At 71.4% G+C, this 20,078-nt stretch carries 10 protein-coding genes; 8 read left to right on the top strand and 2 right to left on the bottom strand.

Features of this window, described 5'->3' with window-relative positions; genetic code table 11:
• Positions 1-8 precede the first annotated feature (8 nt).
• On the top strand, positions 9-956 hold the full coding sequence (locus OV427_RS04285) for a serine hydrolase (protein ID WP_267854831.1): 948 nt from the start codon (positions 9-11) through the stop codon (positions 954-956).
• Positions 957-1,011: 55 nt separating this feature from the next.
• On the opposite strand, the gene OV427_RS04280 is transcribed toward OV427_RS04285, so the two are convergent.
• Positions 1,012-2,454 carry an amidase gene (locus OV427_RS04280; protein WP_267854830.1) on the bottom strand — a complete coding sequence of 481 codons (1,443 nt, stop codon included), beginning with the start codon at positions 2,452-2,454 and terminating at the stop codon, positions 1,012-1,014.
• Between the two features lie 233 nt (positions 2,455-2,687).
• Here OV427_RS04280 and OV427_RS04275 point away from each other — a divergent pair, with 233 nt between their 5' ends.
• The 3 genes from OV427_RS04275 to OV427_RS04265 are packed head-to-tail and all read left to right on the top strand — an operon-like array spanning position 2,688 to position 10,185.
• On the top strand, positions 2,688-8,744 hold the full coding sequence (locus OV427_RS04275; RefSeq protein ID WP_267854829.1) for an ATP-binding protein: 6,057 nt from the start codon (positions 2,688-2,690) through the stop codon (positions 8,742-8,744).
• A gap of 43 nt (positions 8,745-8,787) precedes the next feature.
• The gene (locus tag OV427_RS04270; RefSeq protein ID WP_267863358.1) at positions 8,788-9,453 is read left to right on the top strand and encodes a TIGR02269 family lipoprotein; all 666 of its coding nucleotides are present in this window, start codon (positions 8,788-8,790) and stop codon (positions 9,451-9,453) included.
• A 6-nt stretch (positions 9,454-9,459) separates the two neighbouring features.
• A complete protein-coding gene (locus tag OV427_RS04265; protein WP_267854828.1) occupies positions 9,460-10,185 on the top strand; it encodes a double-CXXCG motif protein in 726 nt (241 codons plus the stop codon).
• On the opposite strand, the gene surE is transcribed toward OV427_RS04265, so the two are convergent.
• Positions 10,171-11,205, bottom strand: a complete 1,035-nt coding sequence (gene surE / locus OV427_RS04260) for a 5'/3'-nucleotidase SurE (RefSeq protein ID WP_267854827.1) — start codon at positions 11,203-11,205, stop codon at positions 10,171-10,173. The two genes, OV427_RS04265 and surE, sit on opposite strands and share 15 nt — an antisense overlap.
• 242 nt (positions 11,206-11,447) lie before the next feature.
• On the opposite strand from surE, the gene OV427_RS04255 reads away from it, so the two are divergent.
• From OV427_RS04255 to pfkB, 4 genes are all read left to right on the top strand, one after another.
• A complete protein-coding gene (locus OV427_RS04255) occupies positions 11,448-13,490 on the top strand; it encodes a membrane dipeptidase (RefSeq protein WP_267854826.1) in 2,043 nt (680 codons plus the stop codon).
• A 156-nt stretch (positions 13,491-13,646) separates the two neighbouring features.
• Entirely contained in the window at positions 13,647-16,598 is a 2,952-nt protein-coding gene (locus OV427_RS04250; RefSeq protein ID WP_267854825.1) for a DEAD/DEAH box helicase, read from the top strand.
• Positions 16,599-16,607: 9 nt separating this feature from the next.
• The gene (gene ptsP, locus OV427_RS04245; RefSeq protein ID WP_267854824.1) at positions 16,608-19,112 is read left to right on the top strand and encodes a phosphoenolpyruvate--protein phosphotransferase; all 2,505 of its coding nucleotides are present in this window, start codon (positions 16,608-16,610) and stop codon (positions 19,110-19,112) included.
• Positions 19,109-20,065: a 1-phosphofructokinase gene (gene pfkB / locus OV427_RS04240; protein WP_267854823.1), complete on the top strand. Its 957-nt coding sequence runs from the start codon at positions 19,109-19,111 to the stop codon at positions 20,063-20,065. The genes ptsP and pfkB overlap by 4 nt, the downstream gene beginning before the upstream one ends.
• Positions 20,066-20,078 lie beyond the last annotated feature (13 nt).

The raw sequence follows: 20,078 nt of genomic DNA, 5'->3' as shown, positions 1-20,078 counted from the left end.
CCCGGTGGATGATGCGAACCGTCCTGTGTGTCTCGTGGCTCATCGCCGCAACCGCCGCCGCGCAAGGCGCTCCCGATGCGGGCACGCGTGTGCCGCTCCAGTCCGTGGTGGACTCGCTGGTCCAGGAGGCCGCGCGCCTGTCCCCCGGCACCGATGTGGCCATCGCCGTGAAGGACCTGCGCACCGGGGAGTACGCGGGTGCTCACGACACGGTGCCGCACGTCTCCGCCAGCTCGGCCAAGGTGTTCTGGGTGGCCGCCGCGCTGAAGAAGGTGGACACGGCGAAGGTCGCCCCGCTGGCGGAGAAGGTCTTCCGCACCTCCGACAACGAGGCCACGGGGCTCGTCATCGACGCGGTGGGCGGGCCGGACGCCGTCAATGACTACCTGCGCTCGCTGGGCCTGCTGAACTCCGCGCTCACGAAGTGGAACTACGGACGCCCCCGCCGCGCCACCAACTCGCCCCGGGCGCTCGACAATGACAACTACTTCTGCGCGGCCGACGCCGTGTCCTTCCTCCAGCGCCTCGACGGTGGCGAATTGCTGAAGCCGGGCCCCACCTCGCGCCTCCTCGGGTGGATGGAATTGCCCCGGCGCGAAGGCTGCGGCGGGTGGCTCGGCACACGGCTGCCGGCCCCGGTGAAGGCGACGCTGCGGCACAAGGCGGGCTGGCTGCCTCCGGGGTGCTGCTCGGACGACGCGCGCTACAACGTCCTCAACGAGGTCGGCATCGTGCGGCTGCCGGACGGGGGCCGCTACGCCGTGGCCCTGCTCGCGGCGCACGGCCCGGACTGGCCGAAGCAGGCGTTCTTCATCGAGCGCGCCTCGTGCGTCCTCTACCGCGCCCTCTCCGGAGAGGCGTCACTGGACTGCGGCGAGGCGCTCGCGAAGCAGGGCGGGCCGGCGCCCGTCCCCGTGCCGGATGGGGGCACGCCTCCCAACTACGACTGCGACTGAGTGGCCCGGCGCGCAGGTGCTCTCCGAAGACGAGAGCACCCACGGGCCCCGGAGCTCAGGCCGCCGTGACGTGCACTGGAGGACGGCGGGCCGCCCACGGGCGGGCCTCCTCCAGTTGGCCGGCGAGGCGGAACAGCGTGGCCTCGTCCGCGAAGCGGCCGGCGAACTGCACGCCGATGGGCAGTCCCTCCGCGTTCCAATACAGCGGCACCGACATGGCCGGCTGGCCGGTGACGTTGAACAGCGCCGAGAAGGGACACAGGCTGAAGACGTGCGCGTACCAGTCCTCGGGCGCCCGCGGCTCCATCGCGTTCATCACTCCGAGCTTGAACGGCGGCACCGCCACCGTGGGCGTCAGCAGCAGGTCGTGCTCCACGAAGAACGCGCCCACCGAGCGGGACACCGCATTGAACGTGGCGAGCGCCATCTGGAGGTCCGCTACCTTGAGGGCCGCGCCGTATCGTGCCACCTCCCACGTGGTGGTCTCCAGGTTCTCCGGCCCCGGCGTGCGCCCCATCATCGCCCCGAGCCCATACACCCAGTTGGCCAGCGCCGCCGCCCACACCGTCGTCATCGCGGAGTTCAGCAGCCGCGCGTCATACGTGGGGCCTGCCTCCACGACTTCGTGTCCCAGGTCCATGCACAGCCGCGCCGCGTCCTCGACGGCGGCGACGCAGTCCGGACTCACCGGCACGCCCGAGACGGCCGTCCGGGACAGTGCGATGCGCAGCCGGCGCGGCTTGTGCTTCACCTCGTCCAGGAACGGCCGCTCCGGCGGGGGCGCGTAGTAGGGGTCGCCTGGCTCCGGCGCGCAGGTGGCGTCCATCATCGCCGCGCTGTCGCGCACGGTGCGCGACACCACGTGCTCCACGCCCATTCCGTTGAGCGCCTCGGCCACGTCCGGGCCGATGGAGATGCGGCCACGTGTGGGCTTCAGGCCGAAGAGGCCGCACAGGGACGCGGGGATGCGCAGCGAGCCGCCGCCGTCGTTGCCGTGCGCCACCGGGACGATGCCCGCCGCCACCGCCGCCGCGGAGCCGCCGCTGGAGCCCCCCGGGCTGCGCTCCAGGTTCCACGGGTTGCGCGTGGGCCCGTGGAGCACGGGCTCGGTGGTGGCGTTGTTGCCGAACTCCGGCGTGTTGGTGCGGCCCACCGTCACCAGTCCCGCACGCTGGATGCGCGCCGCCAGCGCGCTGTCGTGGGGGAAGACCACGCCCTTGCCCAGCCGGCTGCCCAGGTCCGTGGGCACGCCCGCGGCATGGAGGACCAGGTCCTTGATGAGGAAGGGCACCCCGCGAAAGGGCCCCTCGGGCAGGCCCTGCTTCAGGAGGTTTCGTGCCTCGGCCTCGCGCACGTCGATGACGGCGTTGAGGCGCGGGTTGACCCGCGCGATGGCCGCCAGCGCTGCCTGCAACAATTCTTCGGGAGTCACTTCCTTGCGGCGAACCAGCTCCGACAGGCCCACTGCGTCAAAGCGGCTGTAGTCGTCCAGGTGCATGCGTCCTCGCGGGCGCGCCGGGAAAGGAGGCGTTCCGGGGCGCGAACGCGAGGATACCCCCGGTTTCACCGGGCGTGCGTCAGGGCCTCCGGCTGGCCTCCCGGGGACCGAGCCGTCAGCCAGTGCACCGATTCGCGCCGGGCATGGCGAATGCCGACCAGCCGCTCCCCCGGCGTTGTTACACGAGATTCCCCGCCCTCATCCCAGCGCCTACCAGGAGCACGTCGGGGCCCATGAAGAACGACCCGGTCCAGGACATCTTCGCGGTGGGTGGCGAGATGGGGGCGCTGATGCGCTCCGTCGACTGGTCCCGCACCGCGCTGGGCGCCGTGGAGACGTGGCCCTCCAGTCTGCGCACCGCGCTGGGACTGGTGCTCGGCGGTCGCTTCCCCATGCTCCTCTGGTGGGGCGACGAGCTCATCCAGCTCTACAACGACGCCTATCGTCCCATCCTGGGGGACAAACACCCGCACTCGCTGGGGGCGCCGGGCGCGCGGGTGTGGGCGGAGATCTGGCACATCATCGGGCCCCAGGCGGAGGACATCCGCGCGGGGGGCCCGGCCACCTGGAACGAGCACCTGCTGCTGCCCATGCAGCGCAAGGGCTACCTGGAGGAGACGTACTTCACCTTCTCCTACAGCCCCGTGCCGGACGAGACCGGCCAGGTGGGCGGCGTCCTCGTGACGTGCCAGGAGACGACGGCCCAGGTCCAGGACGAGCGTCAGCTGCGCGTCCTGCGGGACCTGGGGACCGCGCTCGCGGAGACGCGGTCCGCGGAGGAGGCCTGCGCGGTGGCCGCGCGCATCCTGGCTGGCAACGCCGCGGACGTGCCCTTCTGCCGGCTGCTGCTCGCGGAGCAGGGCGGCACGGAGGCCCGGCAGGTGGCCGCCTCGGGCGTCTCCGGGAGTGACGACCCGGGCGCGCCCGAGCGTGTCTCCCTGGTGGAAGACGGGCCGGGCAACGGGCCCTGGCCGCTCGCCGAGGTGGCTCGCACCGGGCAGCCCCTCGTCGTCCGGGGGCTCGCGCCGCCTCCGGAGCTGGAAGGTGGCGCCGCCCCGCACTCGGCCGTGTGTCTCCCGCTGTCGCGTCCGGGGCAGCCCCACGTGGACGGCTTCCTCGTGTGTGGCGCCAACCCGAGGCGTGGGCTCGACGAGCGCTACCTGGGCTTCTTCCGGCTCGCGGCGGACCAGGTGGTGACGGCCATTGCCAACGCGCGTGCGTGGCAGGAGGAGCGCCAGCGCGCCGAGGCCCTCGCCGAGGCGGACCGCGCGAAGACGCTCTTCTTCAGCAACGTCTCCCACGAGTTCCGCACACCGCTGACGCTGATGCTGGGGCCGCTGGACGACAGCCTGGCGGACACGCGCAACCCGCTGCCCGCGCCGCAGCGCGAGCGCATGGAGTTGGTCCGCCGCAACGGCCTGCGCCTGCAGAAGCTGGTCAACAGCCTGCTCGACTTCGCGCGAATCGAGGCGGGACGGGCCCAGGCCACCTTCGTCCCGACGGACCTCTCCGTGCTCACCGCGGACCTGGCCAGCTCGTTCCGCTCGGCCATGGAGGTGGCCGGGCTGGAGTTCGTCGTGGACTGCCCGCCGCTGCCGGAGCCCGTCCACGTCGACCCGTCCGCATGGGAGAAGGTGGTCCTCAACCTCCTCTCCAACGCCTTCAAGCACACCTTCGAGGGCATGGTTCGCGTGTGCCTGCGGTGGCTGGGCGACCGGGTGGAGCTGGCCGTGCAGGACACCGGCACGGGCATCCCCTCCGACGAGCTGCCGCGCGTCTTCGAGCGCTTCCATCGCGTGCAGGGCGCGCTGGGGCGCAGCCACGAGGGCTCCGGCATTGGCCTGGCGCTGGTGCAGGAGTTGGTGAAGCTGCATGGCGGCGCCGTGGGCGTGCGCAGCACCCTGGGTCAGGGCACCACCTTCACGGTGACGCTGCCCGCGGGCACCGCGCACCTGCCCACGGGAGAGCAGGCGGAAGGGGCCCGCCCCTTCGTCTCCACCGGCGCAGCGGCCTTCCTCGTGGAGGCCACCCAGTGGAGCAGCATCCCCGCGCCCGCCGCCGCGCTGGACGGTGCTCCCGGGGACGGGGTGCCGTCCGCGCTCCAGGCGGGCGCGCGCATCCTGGTGGCGGATGACAACGCGGACATGCGCGGCTACCTCGTGCGGCTGCTCTCCGCGCACTGGCACGTGGAGGCGGTGGGGGATGGCGTGCAGGCCCTGGCAGCGGCGCGCGCGCGTCCGCCGGACCTGGTCCTCTCCGACGTGATGATGCCGAGGCTCGACGGGCTGGGCCTGCTGCGCGAGTTGCGCGCGGATGAGCGCACCCGCACCACCCCGGTGGTGCTCCTGTCCGCCCGGGCCGGCGAGGAGGCCACGGTGGACGCGCTGACGTCGGGCGCGGACGACTACCTCGTCAAGCCGTTCTCCGCCAACGAGCTGCTCGCCCGCGTCAACGGGCAGCTCACCCTGGCCCGCCAGCGGCAGGAGGCGCTCGCCGCGGAGCGTGCGCACGTGGAGGAGGCGACCCGGCTGTTGCGCGAGGCGGAGCGGGCCACGCGCTCGCGCGAGGAGATGCTCGCCGTCGTCAGCCACGATTTGCGCACGCCCCTCACCTCCGTCTTCACGGCGGTGGAGTTGCTGGAGCGCACGCTCGCAAGCGACGGGCGCGACTCCACCGCGCGCAGGCACGCCGCGTCCATCCGGCGCGCGGCCGGGCGCATGCGCCGGCTCATCGGCGACCTGCTGGACCTGGCGAGCATCGACTCCGGCACGCTGTCGTTGGACCGGCACCCCCACTCGCCGGAGGACCTGGTGCGCGAGGCGCGCGAGGCCTTCGAGCCGCTGGCCCTGGAGAAGGGGCTCGCCTTCACCTCCGGCGTGGAGGCCGGGCTGCCGGCGATGACGTGTGACAGGGAGCGCGTCTTCCAGGCGCTCTCCAACCTGCTGGCCAATGCCTTCAAGTTCACGCCCGAGGGCGGCAGCGTGGCGCTGCGGGCCTCCTCGGACGGGGAGGGCGGGGTGTGTTTCGCGGTGGAGGACACCGGCGCGGGCATCCCCGCCGACCTGCTGTCCCGCGTCTTCGAGCGCCACTGGCACACGACGCAGAAGGGGCGTGAGGGCCATGGCCTGGGCCTGCCCATCGCCCAGGGCATCGTCGAGGCGCACGGTGGACGCATCCGCGTGGAGAGCACGCCGGGGCAGGGGAGCCGCTTCTCCTTCAGGCTCCCGGCGGCGGTGACGGAGACCGTCCAGCGGCGGCGGGCCGTGGGCGCAGGGGGGCCCCGGCTGACGGGCGAGGAGTTCCTGCAAGGGGGCGGCGAGGTGGGGGCGTTGATGCGCTCCACCGACTGGGGGAAGACGGAGTCGGGCCCGGTCTCGTCCTGGCCCCAGAGCCTCCGGACCGCCATCAGCATGATGCTTCCGTCGCAGTTCGCGATGGTGGTGGCGTGGGGGCCGGAGTTCCGCTTCTTCTACAACGACCACTACCGGCCCATCATCGGCAACAAGCACCCGACCGCGCTGGGCATTCCGGCTCGGGACATCTTCCCCGAGTCGTGGTCCGTCGTGGGGCCCCTGTTCGAGCGGACGCGGCGGGGGGAGTCGGTCGGCCTGGAGGACCTGCTCATCCCGTTGGACCGGAGCGGCTACCTCGAGAACTGCTGGTTCACGATTGCGTACAGCCCCATCCGCGACGAGTCCGGAGGCGTCGGGGGCATGCTCGCGGTGGTGGCCGAGACGACGGAGCGAGTGGAGGCAGAGCGGCGGCTCGCGACGCTGCGCGCGCTGGCGCGGCAGGTGTCCGACGCGAGGACCGTGGACGGGACGCTCGAGGTCGCCGCGGCCATCTGCTCGAAGAATCCCACCGACGTCCCGTTCGCGCTGCTGTACCTCCACGAGGCAGACGGGCGGAGCGCGCGGCTCGCCGCCTGTGTCGGACTCTCCCCGGGACAGTCCGGCGCGCCCACCGAGGTCGACCTGCGGGAGCCGGGCGAAGAGGCGGGCTGGCCGCTCGCGCGGGCGCTGCGGACGCGGCAACTGCAGGTCGTGACGGACGTGCTCCCGCGCTTCGGCACGCTGCCGGGCGGCACGTGCCCCGAGCCCGCGCACACCGCCGTGGTACTCCCGCTGGTGAAGGCGGGAACGGACACGGCTCACGGCTTCCTGGTGGCCGGCGTCAGCCCGCGGCGGGCGCTCGACGAGCGGTACCGCGCCTTCTTCGAATTGGTGAGCGAGCACGTGACGGCGGCCATCGCGAACGCGACGGCCTACGCGGACGAGCGCCGCCGGGCCTCGGCGCTGGCGGAGCTGGACCGGGCGAAGACGGCGTTCTTCTCCAACCTCAGCCACGAGTTCCGCACGCCGCTGACGCTGCTGCTGGGGCCGGTGGAGGACGCCCGCACGGACGCGTCGAAGCCGCTCACGGGCGAGCGGCTGGAGATGATGTGGCGCAACGTCCTGCGCCTCTCGAAGATGGTGAACGGCCTGCTCGACTTCTCCCGCCTGGAGGCGGGGCGCGCGCAGGCGACCCTCGTGCCCACGGACCTGGCCGCCTTCACCGCGAGCCTGGCGGGTGCCTTCCTGCCGGCCGCGGAGCACGCCGGGCTGCGGCTGCGCGTGGACTGCCCGCCGCTGCCCGCGCCCGTCCCGGTGGACCCGGAGATGTGGGAGAAGGTCGTGTTCAACCTGCTCTCCAACGCGGTGAAGTACACGCACCAGGGAGAGATTCAGGTGTCGCTGCGCTGGGAGGACGCGCACGCCGTGCTCTCCGTGCGGGACACCGGCGTGGGCATCCCCGAGGACGCGCTCCCGCGCCTCTTCGAGCGCTTCTACCGGGTGCGGACCACGCGCGGGCGCAGCCACGAGGGCACGGGCATTGGCCTGTCACTGGTGCGCGAGCTGGTGAAGCTCCACGGCGGCACGGTGGCGGTGGCGAGCCGGATGGGCGAGGGCAGTACCTTCACCGTGCGCCTCCCCATCTCCCAGGCACAGCGGCCCGGGGAGAGCGTCGCTCCGGCGGTGCTGCTTCCCGTCGCCGCCGAGGCGGCACCCTTCGTCGAGGAGGCGCGGCACTGGTCGCTGTCCACCGGTGTGCCGTCCGACGCGCCGACCGCGGTTCTCGAGGTTCCATCCGGGGAGCGCTCGGTGCTGGCGGGGGCGCGCATCCTGGTGGCGGACGACAACGCGGACCTGCGCACGTACGTCACCGGGTTGCTGCGGCAGGATGGCTCACGGGTGGAGGCGGTGGGGGACGGGAGCGCCGCGCTGGCGCGGGCGCGCGAGTGGCGGCCGGACCTCATCCTCTCCGACGTGATGATGCCGGGGCTGGACGGGCTGGCGCTGGTGAGGGAGCTGCGGGCGGAGGCGCGCACGCGGACGCTGCCCATCATCCTGCTGTCCGCGCGCGTGGGCGAGGACGCGACGGTGGAGGGGCTGGAGGCGGGCGCGGACGACTACCTGGTGAAGCCCTTCAGCGCCAGGGAGCTGCGGGCGAGGGTGCGGTCCGCGCTGGAGTTGTCGCGGGTGCGGCAGGAGGTGGCGGCCCACGAGGCGCTGGAGGCGTCCCTGCGGGAGGCGGTGCGGGCCCGGGACGAGTTCCTCTCCGCCGCGAGCCATGAATTGAAGACGCCGCTGGCCGCGTTCCGGTTGAACCTGGAGCTCATTGACAAGGGACTCAGTCCGGAGTCGCGAGCGCACGTCTCCGAGAAGCTGGTGGCCGCGGGCCGACAGGTGCGGCGCCTGCATGTGCTGCTGGAGCGGATGCTCGACGTGACGCTCATCACCACGGGTCGGTTCAAGTTGTCCCTGGGCGAGACGGACCTGGGGGCGCTGGTGCTGGACACGGTGGCGCATGTGCGCGACGAGTTGAAGCGCACGGGGACACCGCTGGAGGTCCACGCGGAGCGCGGGCTGCTGGGCCACGTGGACCCGGCGCGGCTGGGGCAGGTGCTCACGGGGCTCCTGCAGAACGCGGCGGCGTACGGGCAGGGCAGGGCGGTGGAGGTGCACCTCGACAGGCGAGGGGACACGGCACGACTGGGCGTCGTGGACCATGGCATGGGCATCAGGCCCGAGGACCGCGCGCGCATCTTCGAGCGCTTCGAGCGGGCCGTGTCCACGCGGCATCACAGTGGACTGGGATTGGGGCTGTGGACGGCGCGGGTCATCGTGGAGGCGCACGGTGGCACCATCTCCGTCGAGGACACTCCGGGCGGTGGGGCGACGTTCATCGTGGAGCTGCCGCTCGGAGTGTCAAAGACAGACAGTGGCGCTGTCGTTTTCCGTCGGGTGTGATGAGAGTTGTCGATGTGGAGCTGGATGGTAGGGTTTGGCGCTCATGCGAACCCTTTGTGCGCTCTGGCTCCTGGTGTTTGCCGTGTTGTGGCAGGCCTGCTCCACTGTCCAACCCCCCATGCAGCGGGCCTCGGCAGAGGCGGCAGTGGAGTGCCCCGCGCCTGATGACGACCAGTGCGTTACGCTCCTGTGTCTGGGAGATGCCTGTGGCTTCTACCGCTGCGGGGAGCTGTCCGGTGACGTCGAACTGGCGCGGTTTCCTCCTTCGCGCCCGCCTGCGGCGGCCGCCGCTCCGGGCATGGGGCCTCGGCGAAATTGGGGAGGCGTGCAGGGCCTTCCGCGTGGCGCCGTCATGGTGTTCCCCAACTGGAACGGTGGTCCCGACCGGGTCATCCCTCCTTCACATCAGCTCGCGCCCGGCCGATGGGAGAAGCACCACATATTTCCCCAGGCGGATGACCTTGCGAGGTGGTTCGCGCAGCGGGGCGTCAAGATACACGACTACACGATGCCCATCCCGTACGAGCTTCACAGACGAATTCACGACGGCGCGCGTGGGGGCCCATGGAACAACGCATGGCGACATTTCAGGAGGCAGAACGAAATTGCGACCCCCATGGAGATCTACAAGCACGCGGGGGAGCTGATTCATCGCTTCGAACTCATCGGTGGACCCATCAAGCCCTATTATTCCCGCCCGGGAACGTGAGGACCGATGGTTCGGTTTTTTGAGTTGCTACAGGACGAAGCAGTGGTTCGAGAGCGCTATAGCGGGGAGTTCGACGCCGCGCACAAGTGGGGGTTGCCCGGCGCGAACTGCCACACCTGCGGAGCTATCTGGGGAGTTGCCGGGCACCAGTATCCCGCCGTGGACCTGTCGCAACTGCCGGAGCGAAAGGAGTTCGAGGAGGCAAGACCCGAGCCCTTTTCTGAGTTCGCGCGACTGCGAGAACTGGTGCGCCCTCTTGCGCCCCCCAATGCCTGGTTGCCTCCGGGAACGACTTTCGGCCCGCTGGTGGGCCGTGCCTCCGGGAAGTTCGGCCCGTTCACCTCACAGGGGGACATCACATGGCTGGTGCTTCGGGAGGCACTGGAACGCCTCCAGGCGGAAGGCGTGCGCGGACTGCTGGGCTGCCGAACAGAGCTGCGATTCCGTCAGAAGAACCCGCCAGATGTGCTGGAGCTACAGATTGAGCCGCACGGTCGGCTCCACCCGGACTGCATTCCCCCGGAAGTCCCTCAACCGTGCCCGACCTGTGGTCGGCACGCCTTCCGACTGCCAGAGGAACCCATCCTGGACGCGGCATCGCTGCCCACGGAACTGGACCTGTTCCGCGTGGGCAACTTCTCCACAGTGATTGTCGGCACCGAGCGGTTCATGGAGACGGTGCGCCGCCTGGAATTGGACGGCATCGCCTTCCGCGAGCTACCAACCCGCTGACGGTGGCCCGCCAGCCTTGAACGGAACGACGGGCCCGAACGGTGACTGCTTCCGCAGCCGCACCTTCAGCAGCGGCCGCAGCGACGGGGGCTCCGTACCGTCCACGGCGATGGGGGTCATCGAAATTTCTCCCTCCTCCAGCGCGGTGGTGTCCGCGCCCGCTTCCGTCTCCGGAGCGCACGCGGTGGAGAGCCCGCAGATGGGGCCCTGCGAAATATAGGTGTCCGGCGTGTTCGGGACGGGCAGGTACGTCGGACGCACCACCTCCGCGTGGCCGATGAACGTCACGCTCGGCCCGCCCACCTGCGACGCGTCGAACTGGCCGGCCTCGTCCAGCACCACGGGGTAGTTCACGTTGAGGGCAATCCGGTCCGGCAGCAGGCGCCCGTCCCGGCCCGCCGTGTCCCGGAGCTGCTCGGCCAGGTCCTTCACGTAGGTCGCCACCGTGGGCGCCGCCGCCAGCGTCTGGGAGAACCCCGTCCCCGAGTCCGCCAGGTTGAGCCCGATGCTCACCGCGATGGACGGAACCCCTTCCTCCGCTCCCGCCACCGCAGCACCCACCGTGCCCGAGTGATTCACCGCACGGCCCACGTTCTGCCCGTAGTTGATGCCCGAAATCACCAGGTCCGGCTTCTGCGCGCCGAAAACCACGGACAGTCCAAACAACACCGAGTCCGCCGGCGTCCCCGTCAGCGCCCACGACGCCCCCGTCCCCGTGCCGCAGGGGAACGTCCCGCGCGTCGTCCGCATCACCGCGTTGAGCGTGAGCGCGCCGCTGGTGCCGCTGCGGTCCGCCGACGGCGCCACCACCGTCACCTCATGGCCTGCGGCACACAGCGTGTCCCGCAGGATGCGCATCCCCGCGCCGTTGATGCCGTCGTCCGTCGTCAGGAGGATGCGCAGCGGGCGGGCCGCGGTGGCCGCCGTGCGCGGGACAGTGGGGGTGGGAACGGCCTGGGCCTGCGTGCCCAGCCCGAGCACTGCCGCGGTGAGGAGCGAGAAGATTCGGTGGTTGTGCATGTGTCCCTCGTGCGAGCGAGCCGAGGCCATACACAGCGCCCTCCCTTGGGCCCTGCGTCCCCCCGCCAACGCTTCAACAAAAGAACGAAACGAGCCGCGCGACGTCGCAGCCCGATGCACCGAAACAACAAAATTGTTCCATCAAACTGAACTCGTTTTGCGGGCCTGGCGTGTCTTTCCAGGCGCATTCCACTAAGAGGGTGGGCTCCGTTCGTCTCTCGGAGTGAGAAGGGAGTCTCGTCATGCGCGTGAATCACCGCCTGGCCAGCCATGGAGTGCTGGCCGCCCTGTCCTTCACCCTCGGCCTGGGCTGCGGCCCGGTGGAGGAGGAGTCGTCCCTCCCCGTCGCCGCCCCCGAGCCCACCGCCGCCGCCACCCAGGCGCTCGCGGTACCGGGCTTCGCGGAGCTGCACCACCACATGTTCGCGGAGGAGGCCTTCGGCGGCGGCTGGTTCCACGGCAGCCACCTGGGCACGCTCGCGAGCTGTGACGGCGGACTTCCGGAGAGCGACCACGCCCGAGTCCGCATGGACCTGAGCAACATGCTGGATTTGTGTCCCAACTCCGGCAGCGTGGACCTGAGCGGTGTGCCCATCCTCTCCGCGTTCTTCGGCATCGGCGGCGCGGTGGCCTCCGAGTACATCGGCAAGATTGAGGGCACCGAGGGCGACACCGGCGTCCACCTGGGCCGTGCCACGGTGAACACGCAGTGGCCTCGCTGGGACACGATTGCGCATCAACAGTCGTGGCAGGGCTGGCTCAAGCAGGCGTACCAGGGCGGCATGTCCCTGGTGATGGTGTCGCTGGTCAGCAACGAGTTCCTCTGCAAGGCGCTGCCGTACGACAACATCAAGCGCCCGTGCGACGAGATGGCGGACGTGGAGCTCCAGCTCCAGATGGCGCGCACCTTCGACGCCAACAACGACTGGGTGGAGATTGCCCTGTCGCCCGCGCACGCGCGCACCATCATCAACTCCGGCCGGCTGGCGATGGTGCTCTCCATCGAAGCCAGCAAGCTGTTCGGCACCAAGGACTGGCGCACGGAGCTGGACCGCTTCTACGCGCTGGGTGTCCGCTCGCTCCAGCCGGTGCACCAATTGGACAACCGCTTCGGCGGCGCGGCGCTGCACAACCCCATCTTCCAGGCGGCGCAGTTCCTGGAGAACTGCCACATCGACTACGACTGCGGCGTGACGACGGACACCTTCACGCTCGGCTTCGACGTGTACCGGGACGCCGCCGGCAACTGCCGCAACACCCGCGGCCTCACCGCGGACGGCAAGGCGCTGCTCCAGGCGATGATGTCCAAGGGCATGATCATCGACGTGGCGCACGTGTCCGAGAAGGGCCTGCAGGACGCCTACGCCGTTGCCCAGGCGAACGCCTACTACCCGCTGGTCATCTCCCACGGGCACTTCCGCGAGGTGATGAACCCCAAGCTGGCGGACAATGAGAAGACGACGCCCGCGTGGGCAGTGAAATACGTGCGGCAGACGGGCGGCATGTTCGGCCTGCGCACCGCGCACGACGAGACGCGCGCGTACACGAAGTCCGGCGTGGCCAACAACTGCCAGGGCTCCACGCGCTCGCTGGCGCAGGCGTACGAGTTCGGCCGCCAGGGCCTCAAGGTGTCCATGGCCTTCGGCGCGGACCTCAACGGCTTCATCCAGCAGACGCGGCCGCGCTTCGGTGACAACGGCGCGTGCTCGGCGGGCTTCCAGGCGGAGGCGGACGCGCAGTCCCGTCAGCAGACGCTGGGCGGCCCGGCGCGCCTGGGCACCGGCTTCGACGAGTTCGGCCTCGCGCACGTGGGACTGCTGCCGGACCTCTTGAAGGACCTGGGCCGCGTGGGCGCCAACACCACCGCGCTGTCCGGCTCGTCGGAGTCCTTCCTGCGCACGTGGGAGCGCGCGTCCGGCCCGCGCACCGGCATGGCGGACGCGGCGGCGGACATCGACACCACCGGCGTCGCCCCGTACGTGGACAAGGCCACCCGCGAGGCGGCGTATCCCGTGCTGTGTGGTGAGCACTACTCGCCGCAGTCCAAGGACATGGGCCAGGCGTGCCGCTTCGACCAGGAGTGCGTCAACAACACCTGCAGCTCCGGGGCCTGTGGCTCCGTCGGCATCTGCACGTGCAACAACGACGCGGAATGCGGCACCGGCCGGTACTGCGGCTACGCCCTCAACGAGGGGAAGTGCCAGAACAAGAAGGCGAAGGGCGCCTCCTGTCTGTACGGCCGGGAGTGCCTGTCCGGCTCGTGCAGCTGGCTGTCCTGTCGCTGAAGTCCCGCGCTCGAACCCTGGCCAGTCTTCGAGGCTGACCAGGGCCGCCCGCGCAGGCGACGCGACGCGCTGTGTTCGCGGGGCGCCTGTCCGGCGCCGGGGCGTCCTGATGGTCGTTGCGCGGCGCACCCATGGGGGGTAGGGAAACCACGCCCCATGTCAGCGACTGCTCAACTGCTGGAAGCCGTCCGGAAGGAAGCAAAGCCGGGCATCTGGTCCAACGGCGTCAACCTCGCGCGCTCGGGAGCCGTGGTGCTCCAGTCGCAGAAGGAGGGCGAGCTGGAGTTGCGGGTGCGGGCGAAGGGCCGACCTGTCGCACTCACGGTGGTCCTCTATCCGAACGACGACGCCTGGGAGTGTGACTGCCCCAGCCAGGTGGACCCGTGCGAGCACGTCGTCGCGGCGGCCATCTCCATCCAGCAGGCGGAGAAGCAGGAGACGCCGCTGGAGACGGCGGCGGCCCGTTGGTCCCGCGTCGTGTACCACTTCACCCGCGCGGATGGCGGCCTGGAGCTGCACCGGGCGCTCGCGCACGCGGACGGCCGGGAGGAGCCCCTGGAGGGGAGCCTGACGTCGCTGGTGGCGCAGCCCGCGAAGGCGGCGACGCTCCAGGTGGAGAACGCGGACCTCCTCGCCGACCGCATCCTGGAGGCGCGCCGCACGCGCGGCACGCTGGCCCCGGAGGCGCTGGAGGCCATCCTCAAGGTGCTGGAGAACGCGCGCAACGTGCTGCTCGACGGGCGTCCGGTGGCGGTGTCCGACGAGCCCGTCCTGCCCCGGGCCGTGGTGGAGGACCGGGCCCAGCAGATTGCCGTGACGGTGACGAAGGACCCACGCGTGACGGAAGTCGTCAGCCCCGGCGTGGCGCTGTTCGGCGACGCGCTGGCCCGCCTGGGGGAGACGCAGATGACGGGCGCGTGGCTCCAGTCGCTGCCCATCGTCCGCACGTACTCGGTGGAGCAGGTGGGCGAGCTGACCGCGAAGATTCTCCCGGAACTGGGCCGCCGCATCCCCGTGGACATGCGCAGCCGCCGCCTGCCTCGGCTGGACCGTGAGCTGCGGCCGCGCGTCCTGCTGGAGCTGAACCAATTGGAGTCGGGCCTGTCCGTGCTGCCCACGCTCGTCTACGGCGCGCCGCCCGCGGTGCGCATCGACAACGGGCGCATGGTGTACCTGCGCGGCGCGGTGCCGCTGCGCGACGAGGCCGCGGAGCAGCGTCTCATCCACCAGTTGCGCGACGAGCTGAACCTGGTGCCGGGCCGCCGGCTGACGGTGCAGGGCCCGGAGATGGTGCGCTGGGCGGACAAGCTCCGTCGGTGGCGCGGAGACCTGGCCGGCGACGCGGCGGGCCTGGTGAGTCCGAACGTGAAGCTCCGGCCGCAGCTCCAGGTGCAGTCCGGCGTCACCGGGCAGGGCGTCCCGGACGTGAGCTTCACGCTGGAGTTCCAGGTGGAGGGCGCGAAGGGAGAAGTCAAAGCCGTGGACGCGGCCGCCGTCATCCGCGCGTGGACGGAGGGGCTGGGGCTGGTGCCGCTGGACGGCGGAGGCTGGGCGCCGCTGCCCCGGGCGTGGCTGGACAAGCACGGCCAGCGCGTGGCGGACCTGCTGGCCGCGCGGCAGTCGGATGGCAAGGTGTCCAACCACGCGCTGCCGGAGCTGACCGCGCTGTGCGAGACGCTGGAGCAGCCGCCCCCTCCGGGCCTGGACCGGCTGGCGCCGCTCGTCTCCGGCTTCGAGAAGCTGCCGGCCCCGGTGTTGCCGCAAGAGCTCAACGCCACGCTGCGCCCCTACCAGCTCCAGGGCGTGAGCTGGTTGGGCTTCCTGCGCGGCGCGGGACTGGGCGGAATCCTCGCGGACGACATGGGCCTCGGAAAGACGCTGCAGACCATCTGCGCGCTGGGGCCGGGCTCGCTCGTGGTGTGCCCCACCAGCGTGTTGCCCAACTGGGCCGCGGAGCTGAAGCGCTTCCGCCCGTCGCTCAAGGTCTGCGTGTACCACGGGCCCGGCCGCGCGCTGGACCCGGCCGCGGACATCACGCTCACCACGTACTCCATCATGCGCCTGGACGCGGCCGTGCTGGGCGCGCGCACCTGGGACTCGCTGGTGCTGGACGAGGCGCAGGCCATCAAGAACCCGGAGAGCCAGGTGGCGCGCGCGGCCTTCGGCTTCAAGGCCAACTTCCGGCTGGCGCTCAGCGGCACCCCGCTGGAGAACCGGCTGGAGGAGCTGTGGAGCCTGATGCACTTCACCAACCCGGGCCTGCTCGGGGGGCGGAGGCACTTCCAGGACAAGGTGGCACAGCCCATTGCCGACGGCCGCACCGACGCCGCCGAGGGACTGCGCCGGAAGATTCGCCCCTTCGTCCTGCGCCGCCTCAAGCGCGACGTGGCGCCCGAGCTGCCGCCGCGCATCGAGTCGGTGATGCACGTGCAGTTGGATGAGCGCGAGCGCGCCGTCTACGACGCCATCATGGCCGCCACGCGCAAGGAAGTCGTGGCGCTGCTCAACGAGGGCGGCAGTGTGCTGAAGGCGCTGGAGGCGCTGCTCCGGCTGCGCCAGGCGGCCTGCCATCCGGCGCTCGTGCCGGGCCAGCGGGCCAACACCTCGTCGAAGGTGGAGACGCTGGTGGACGCGCTCGAGACCGCGGTGTCGGAGGGCCACAAGGCGCTCGTCTTCTCGCAGTGGACGTCGATGCTGGACCTCATCGAGCCGCAGCTCAAGGCGACGGGAATCACCTTCGAGCGGCTGGACGGCTCGACGCCCAACCGCGGCGAAATCACGCAGCGCTTCCAGGCGGACGGCGGCGCGCCGGTGCTGCTGATGTCGCTCAAGGCGGGCGGCACGGGCCTCAACCTCACTGCGGCGGACCACGTGTTCCTGGTGGACCCGTGGTGGAACCCGGCGGTGGAGGCCCAGGCGGCGGACCGCGCGCATCGCATCGGCCAGGAGCGGACGGTGATGGTGTACCGGCTCGTCTCGCAGGGAACGGTGGAGGAGCGAATCCTGGGACTCCAGGAGAAGAAGCGCGCCATCTTCGAGGCGGCCCTGAGCGAGGCCTCCGCGGCGACGGCCATCACCCGTGAAGACCTGCTCGAGCTGTTCTCCTGAGGAGCGCCGATGCTGACACTGCGCAGGACGCACGTCCGGCTGGGACAGAGCGCCACGAGCAGGACGGAGGCGATTCGCCTCGTCGGGCAGACGCTGGTGGACGAGGGCTTCGTCGAGCCCGGCTATATCGACAGCATGCTCCGCCGCGAGAAGGTCTCCGCGACGTACCTGGGGCACGGCATCGCCATTCCCCACGGCACGCCCGATGCGCGGGAGATGGTGAGACTGACGGGCGTCGTCGTCGTGCAGTTCCCTCGCGGCGTGGACTGGGGTGGGGACGGGCACGCGCGCATCGTCGTCGGCATCGCCGCGCGCTCGGATGAGCACCTCCAGGTGCTGGCCAACCTCACCGGCGTGCTCGGTGACGCGGCGAAGGCCGAAGAGCTGGCCCGGACGACCGACCTGGACATCGTCGTTGCCACCCTCAATGGCGCTGGCGCGCCTGCCGAAACAGCTCCGACCCCGCTGGCTGGTGGGGGCTGCTGCATCGAGGTGACCTCGCCCGTGCCGCATGGTCTGCACGCGCGCCCGTCCACCGCGCTCGTGGAGGTGGCGAAGCGCTTCCGCAGCGACATCTCCGTCCGTTTCGAGGGGAGGGTGGCCAACGCGAAGAGCCTGGTGACGCTGCTGTCGCTCGGCGCACGGGCTGGCGCAACGATGACCATCAGCGCCGTGGGCGAGGATGCACCGACGGCGCTGGCCGCCATCCGCGAGGCCTTCGACGAGGGGCTCGATGAGGAGGTGGCCGCTCCCCGGCCCGGCAGGCCGGAGCCCGTGGTGATTCCCACCGCGCGGCTCGACTACGAGGGGACGATGGTGGCCGGCATCTCCGCGTCGCCGGGCATCGCCGCCGGGCCGGTGTGGGCCTTCCAGCACGAGCGCCTGGAGGTGGAGGAGCGGGCGCCGGACGCGGTGGCCGAGCGCCGCCGGCTGGAAAAGGCCCTGGCCGGCGCGACGGCGGACCTCCAGAACCTGTACCAGGAGTTCCTCAAGAAGGCCGGTGCGCCCCGGGCCGCCATCTTCAAGGCCCATCAGGAGCTGCTGGACGACCCGGACATGGTGTCCGAGGCGCACGGCCACATCGACGCGGGGGCGAGCGCCGGCTGGGCGTGGCGCACCGTCTACGAGGCCCGGGCCGAGGTGCTCGCGCGCCTGCCGGACCCGCTGCTCGCCGCGCGCGCGGGTGACCTACGCGACGTGGGCCGCCGCGTGTTGCGCCTGCTCGCGGACGTGGTGGAGGGCGTGGCGACGCTGCCGGACCACCCCGTGGTGCTGCTGGCCGAGGACCTGGCCCCGTCGGACACCGCGAAGCTGGACCCGGCGATGGTGCTGGGCCTGTGCACCGTCGGGGGCGGGGCCACCTCGCACACGGCCATCATCGCCCGCTCGCTGGACATCCCCGCGGTGGTCGCCGCCGGGCCGGGAGTGCTGGACCTGTCCAACGGGGACGAGTGCATCCTCGATGGCAACGCGGGCGTCCTCGTCCTCAAGCCGTCCGCCAAGGACCGCGAGCGCGCGGCCACCCAGCGCGAGCGGGTGCGGGAGCAGCGCGAGGCCGAGAAGCTGGACCGCTACAAGCCCGCCATCACCCGCGACGGGCACCGCGTGGAAGTGGCGGCGAACATCGGCTCCGCCAGGGACGCGGAGAAGGCCGTGAATGCCGGCGGCGAGGGCGTGGGGCTGATGCGCACGGAGTTCCTCTTCCTCCAGCGCGAGGACCCGCCCGGGGAGGACGAGCAATACGAGGCCTACCGCACCATGGTGCGGGCCCTGAACGGGCTGCCCATCATCCTGCGCACGCTGGACATCGGCGGCGACAAACAGGTGCCCTACCTGTCGCTGCCCGCGGAGGCCAACCCCTTCCTCGGCGTGCGCGGCATCCGCCTGTGCTTCGAGAGGGAGGACCTGTTCCGCACGCAGCTGCGCGCCATCATGCGCGCGTCGCTGGAAGGGCCGGTGCGCATCATGTTCCCCATGGTGGCCACTCTCGGCGAATTGAGGAAGGCGAAGGCCATCACCGAGGACGTGCGGCGCGAGGTGGGCGCGGCACCGGTGGAGACGGGCATCATGATTGAGGTCCCCTCGGCGGTGATTCTCGCGGACCAGTTGGCGAAGGAGGTGTCCTTCTTCTCCATCGGCACCAACGACCTGACGCAGTATGTGCTGGCGATGGACCGCGAGCACCCCGTCCTCGCGTCGCAGGCGGACGGCGTCCACCCGGCGGTGCTCCGCATGGTCGACCTCACCGTGAAGGCCGCGCGCGCGGCCGGCATCTGGGTGGGCGCGTGTGGCGGCGTCGCCGGAGACCCGGCGGGGGCGATGACGCTGGCCGGGCTCGGAGTCACCGAGCTGAGCGTCGCCATCCCCACCATCCCCGCCATCAAGGCGCTGCTGCGGAGCGTGTCCATGACGGACCTGGAGGCGCTCGCGAGAAGGGCGCTCGCCTGTGACAACGCGGCGGACGTGCGGGCGCTGGTGCAGGGCCTGCTGGCCCGGACGGGGGTGGACGCATGACGCCGACGAAGCCGGGCATCGTCACGGTGAGCCTCAACTCCGCCATCGACCAGACGCTCGACTGTCCCGGCTTCACCGCGGGCGCCGTCAACCGTGTGGCTTCTGAGACGCGCACGGCCGGCGGCAAGGCCATCAACGTCGCCGCCTTCCTCGCGGGCGGCCCGACGCCCGTCACCGCCACGGGCTTCCTGGGCTCGGACAACGCCCAGGTCTTCGAGGCGCTGTTCCGCGAGCGCGGCATCCAGGACCGCTGCGTGCGGCTGCCCGGCTCCAGCCGCGTCAACATCAAGGTGGTGGACCGCGCGGGCGGCACCGTCACGGACCTCAACCTGCCGGGGCTGCGAGTCCCGGAAGGGGCACTGGGCATGTTGGCGGAGCGGCTGGAGGCGCTCGCCGTGGACAACGGCTGCTTCGTGCTCGCCGGCAGCCTTCCGGCCGGCGTGCCCGAGGACACCTACGCCACGCTGACGGCGCGGCTCAGGGCCCGCGGCGCGCTGGTGGTGGTGGACACCAGCGGCGCGCCGCTGAAGCACGCGGTGGCGGCGCGGCCGGACTTCGTGAAGCCGAACGCGCACGAGCTGTCCGAGCTGCTCGGTTGCCCGCTCCCAGGCCGGGATGACGTGGTGCGCGCGGCCCGGCAGCTCCAGGCGACGGGCATCTCGCTGGTGGTCGTGTCGCTGGGCGCGGACGGCGCCATCTTCGTGGGCCACGAGGGGGCGCTGCTGGCGGTGCCTCCCAAGGTGGAGGTCGCCAGCACGGTGGGGGCAGGGGACTCCATGGTGGCCGGAGTGCTGGCCGCGCGGCTCGCGGGGCGCACCCTGGAGGACTGTGCGCGGTACGGCACTGCCTTCGCTTCCGGCAAGCTGGTCCGCGTCGGTCCGGTGCCGCCTTCAGCGGCGCGCGTGGAAGCGCTGATGCCCTACGTGGCCATCCATCCTTTGGGCAGTGCCTGAGCCGCGAGAGACG

The organism is Pyxidicoccus sp. MSG2, assembly GCF_026626705.1.
GTDB lineage: Bacteria > Myxococcota > Myxococcia > Myxococcales > Myxococcaceae > Myxococcus.
This window is presented reverse-complemented; position numbering and strand designations above follow the sequence as displayed.

Excerpts from the sequence above, each read along its gene's own strand:
- OV427_RS04285 (WP_267854831.1), top strand. The coding sequence starts at position 9 with ATGATGCGAACCGTCCTGTGTGTCTCGTGGCTCATCGCCGCAACCGCC.
- OV427_RS04270 (WP_267863358.1), top strand. The coding sequence starts at position 8,788 with ATGCGAACCCTTTGTGCGCTCTGGCTCCTGGTGTTTGCCGTGTTGTGG.
- pfkB (WP_267854823.1), top strand. The coding sequence starts at position 19,109 with ATGACGCCGACGAAGCCGGGCATCGTCACGGTGAGCCTCAACTCCGCC.
- OV427_RS04275 (WP_267854829.1), top strand. The coding sequence starts at position 2,688 with ATGAAGAACGACCCGGTCCAGGACATCTTCGCGGTGGGTGGCGAGATG.
- OV427_RS04250 (WP_267854825.1), top strand. The coding sequence starts at position 13,647 with ATGTCAGCGACTGCTCAACTGCTGGAAGCCGTCCGGAAGGAAGCAAAG.
- OV427_RS04255 (WP_267854826.1), top strand. The coding sequence starts at position 11,448 with ATGCGCGTGAATCACCGCCTGGCCAGCCATGGAGTGCTGGCCGCCCTG.
- ptsP (WP_267854824.1), top strand. The coding sequence starts at position 16,608 with ATGCTGACACTGCGCAGGACGCACGTCCGGCTGGGACAGAGCGCCACG.
- surE (WP_267854827.1), bottom strand. The coding sequence starts at position 11,205 with ATGCACAACCACCGAATCTTCTCGCTCCTCACCGCGGCAGTGCTCGGG.
- OV427_RS04280 (WP_267854830.1), bottom strand. The coding sequence starts at position 2,454 with ATGCACCTGGACGACTACAGCCGCTTTGACGCAGTGGGCCTGTCGGAG.
- OV427_RS04265 (WP_267854828.1), top strand. The coding sequence starts at position 9,460 with ATGGTTCGGTTTTTTGAGTTGCTACAGGACGAAGCAGTGGTTCGAGAG.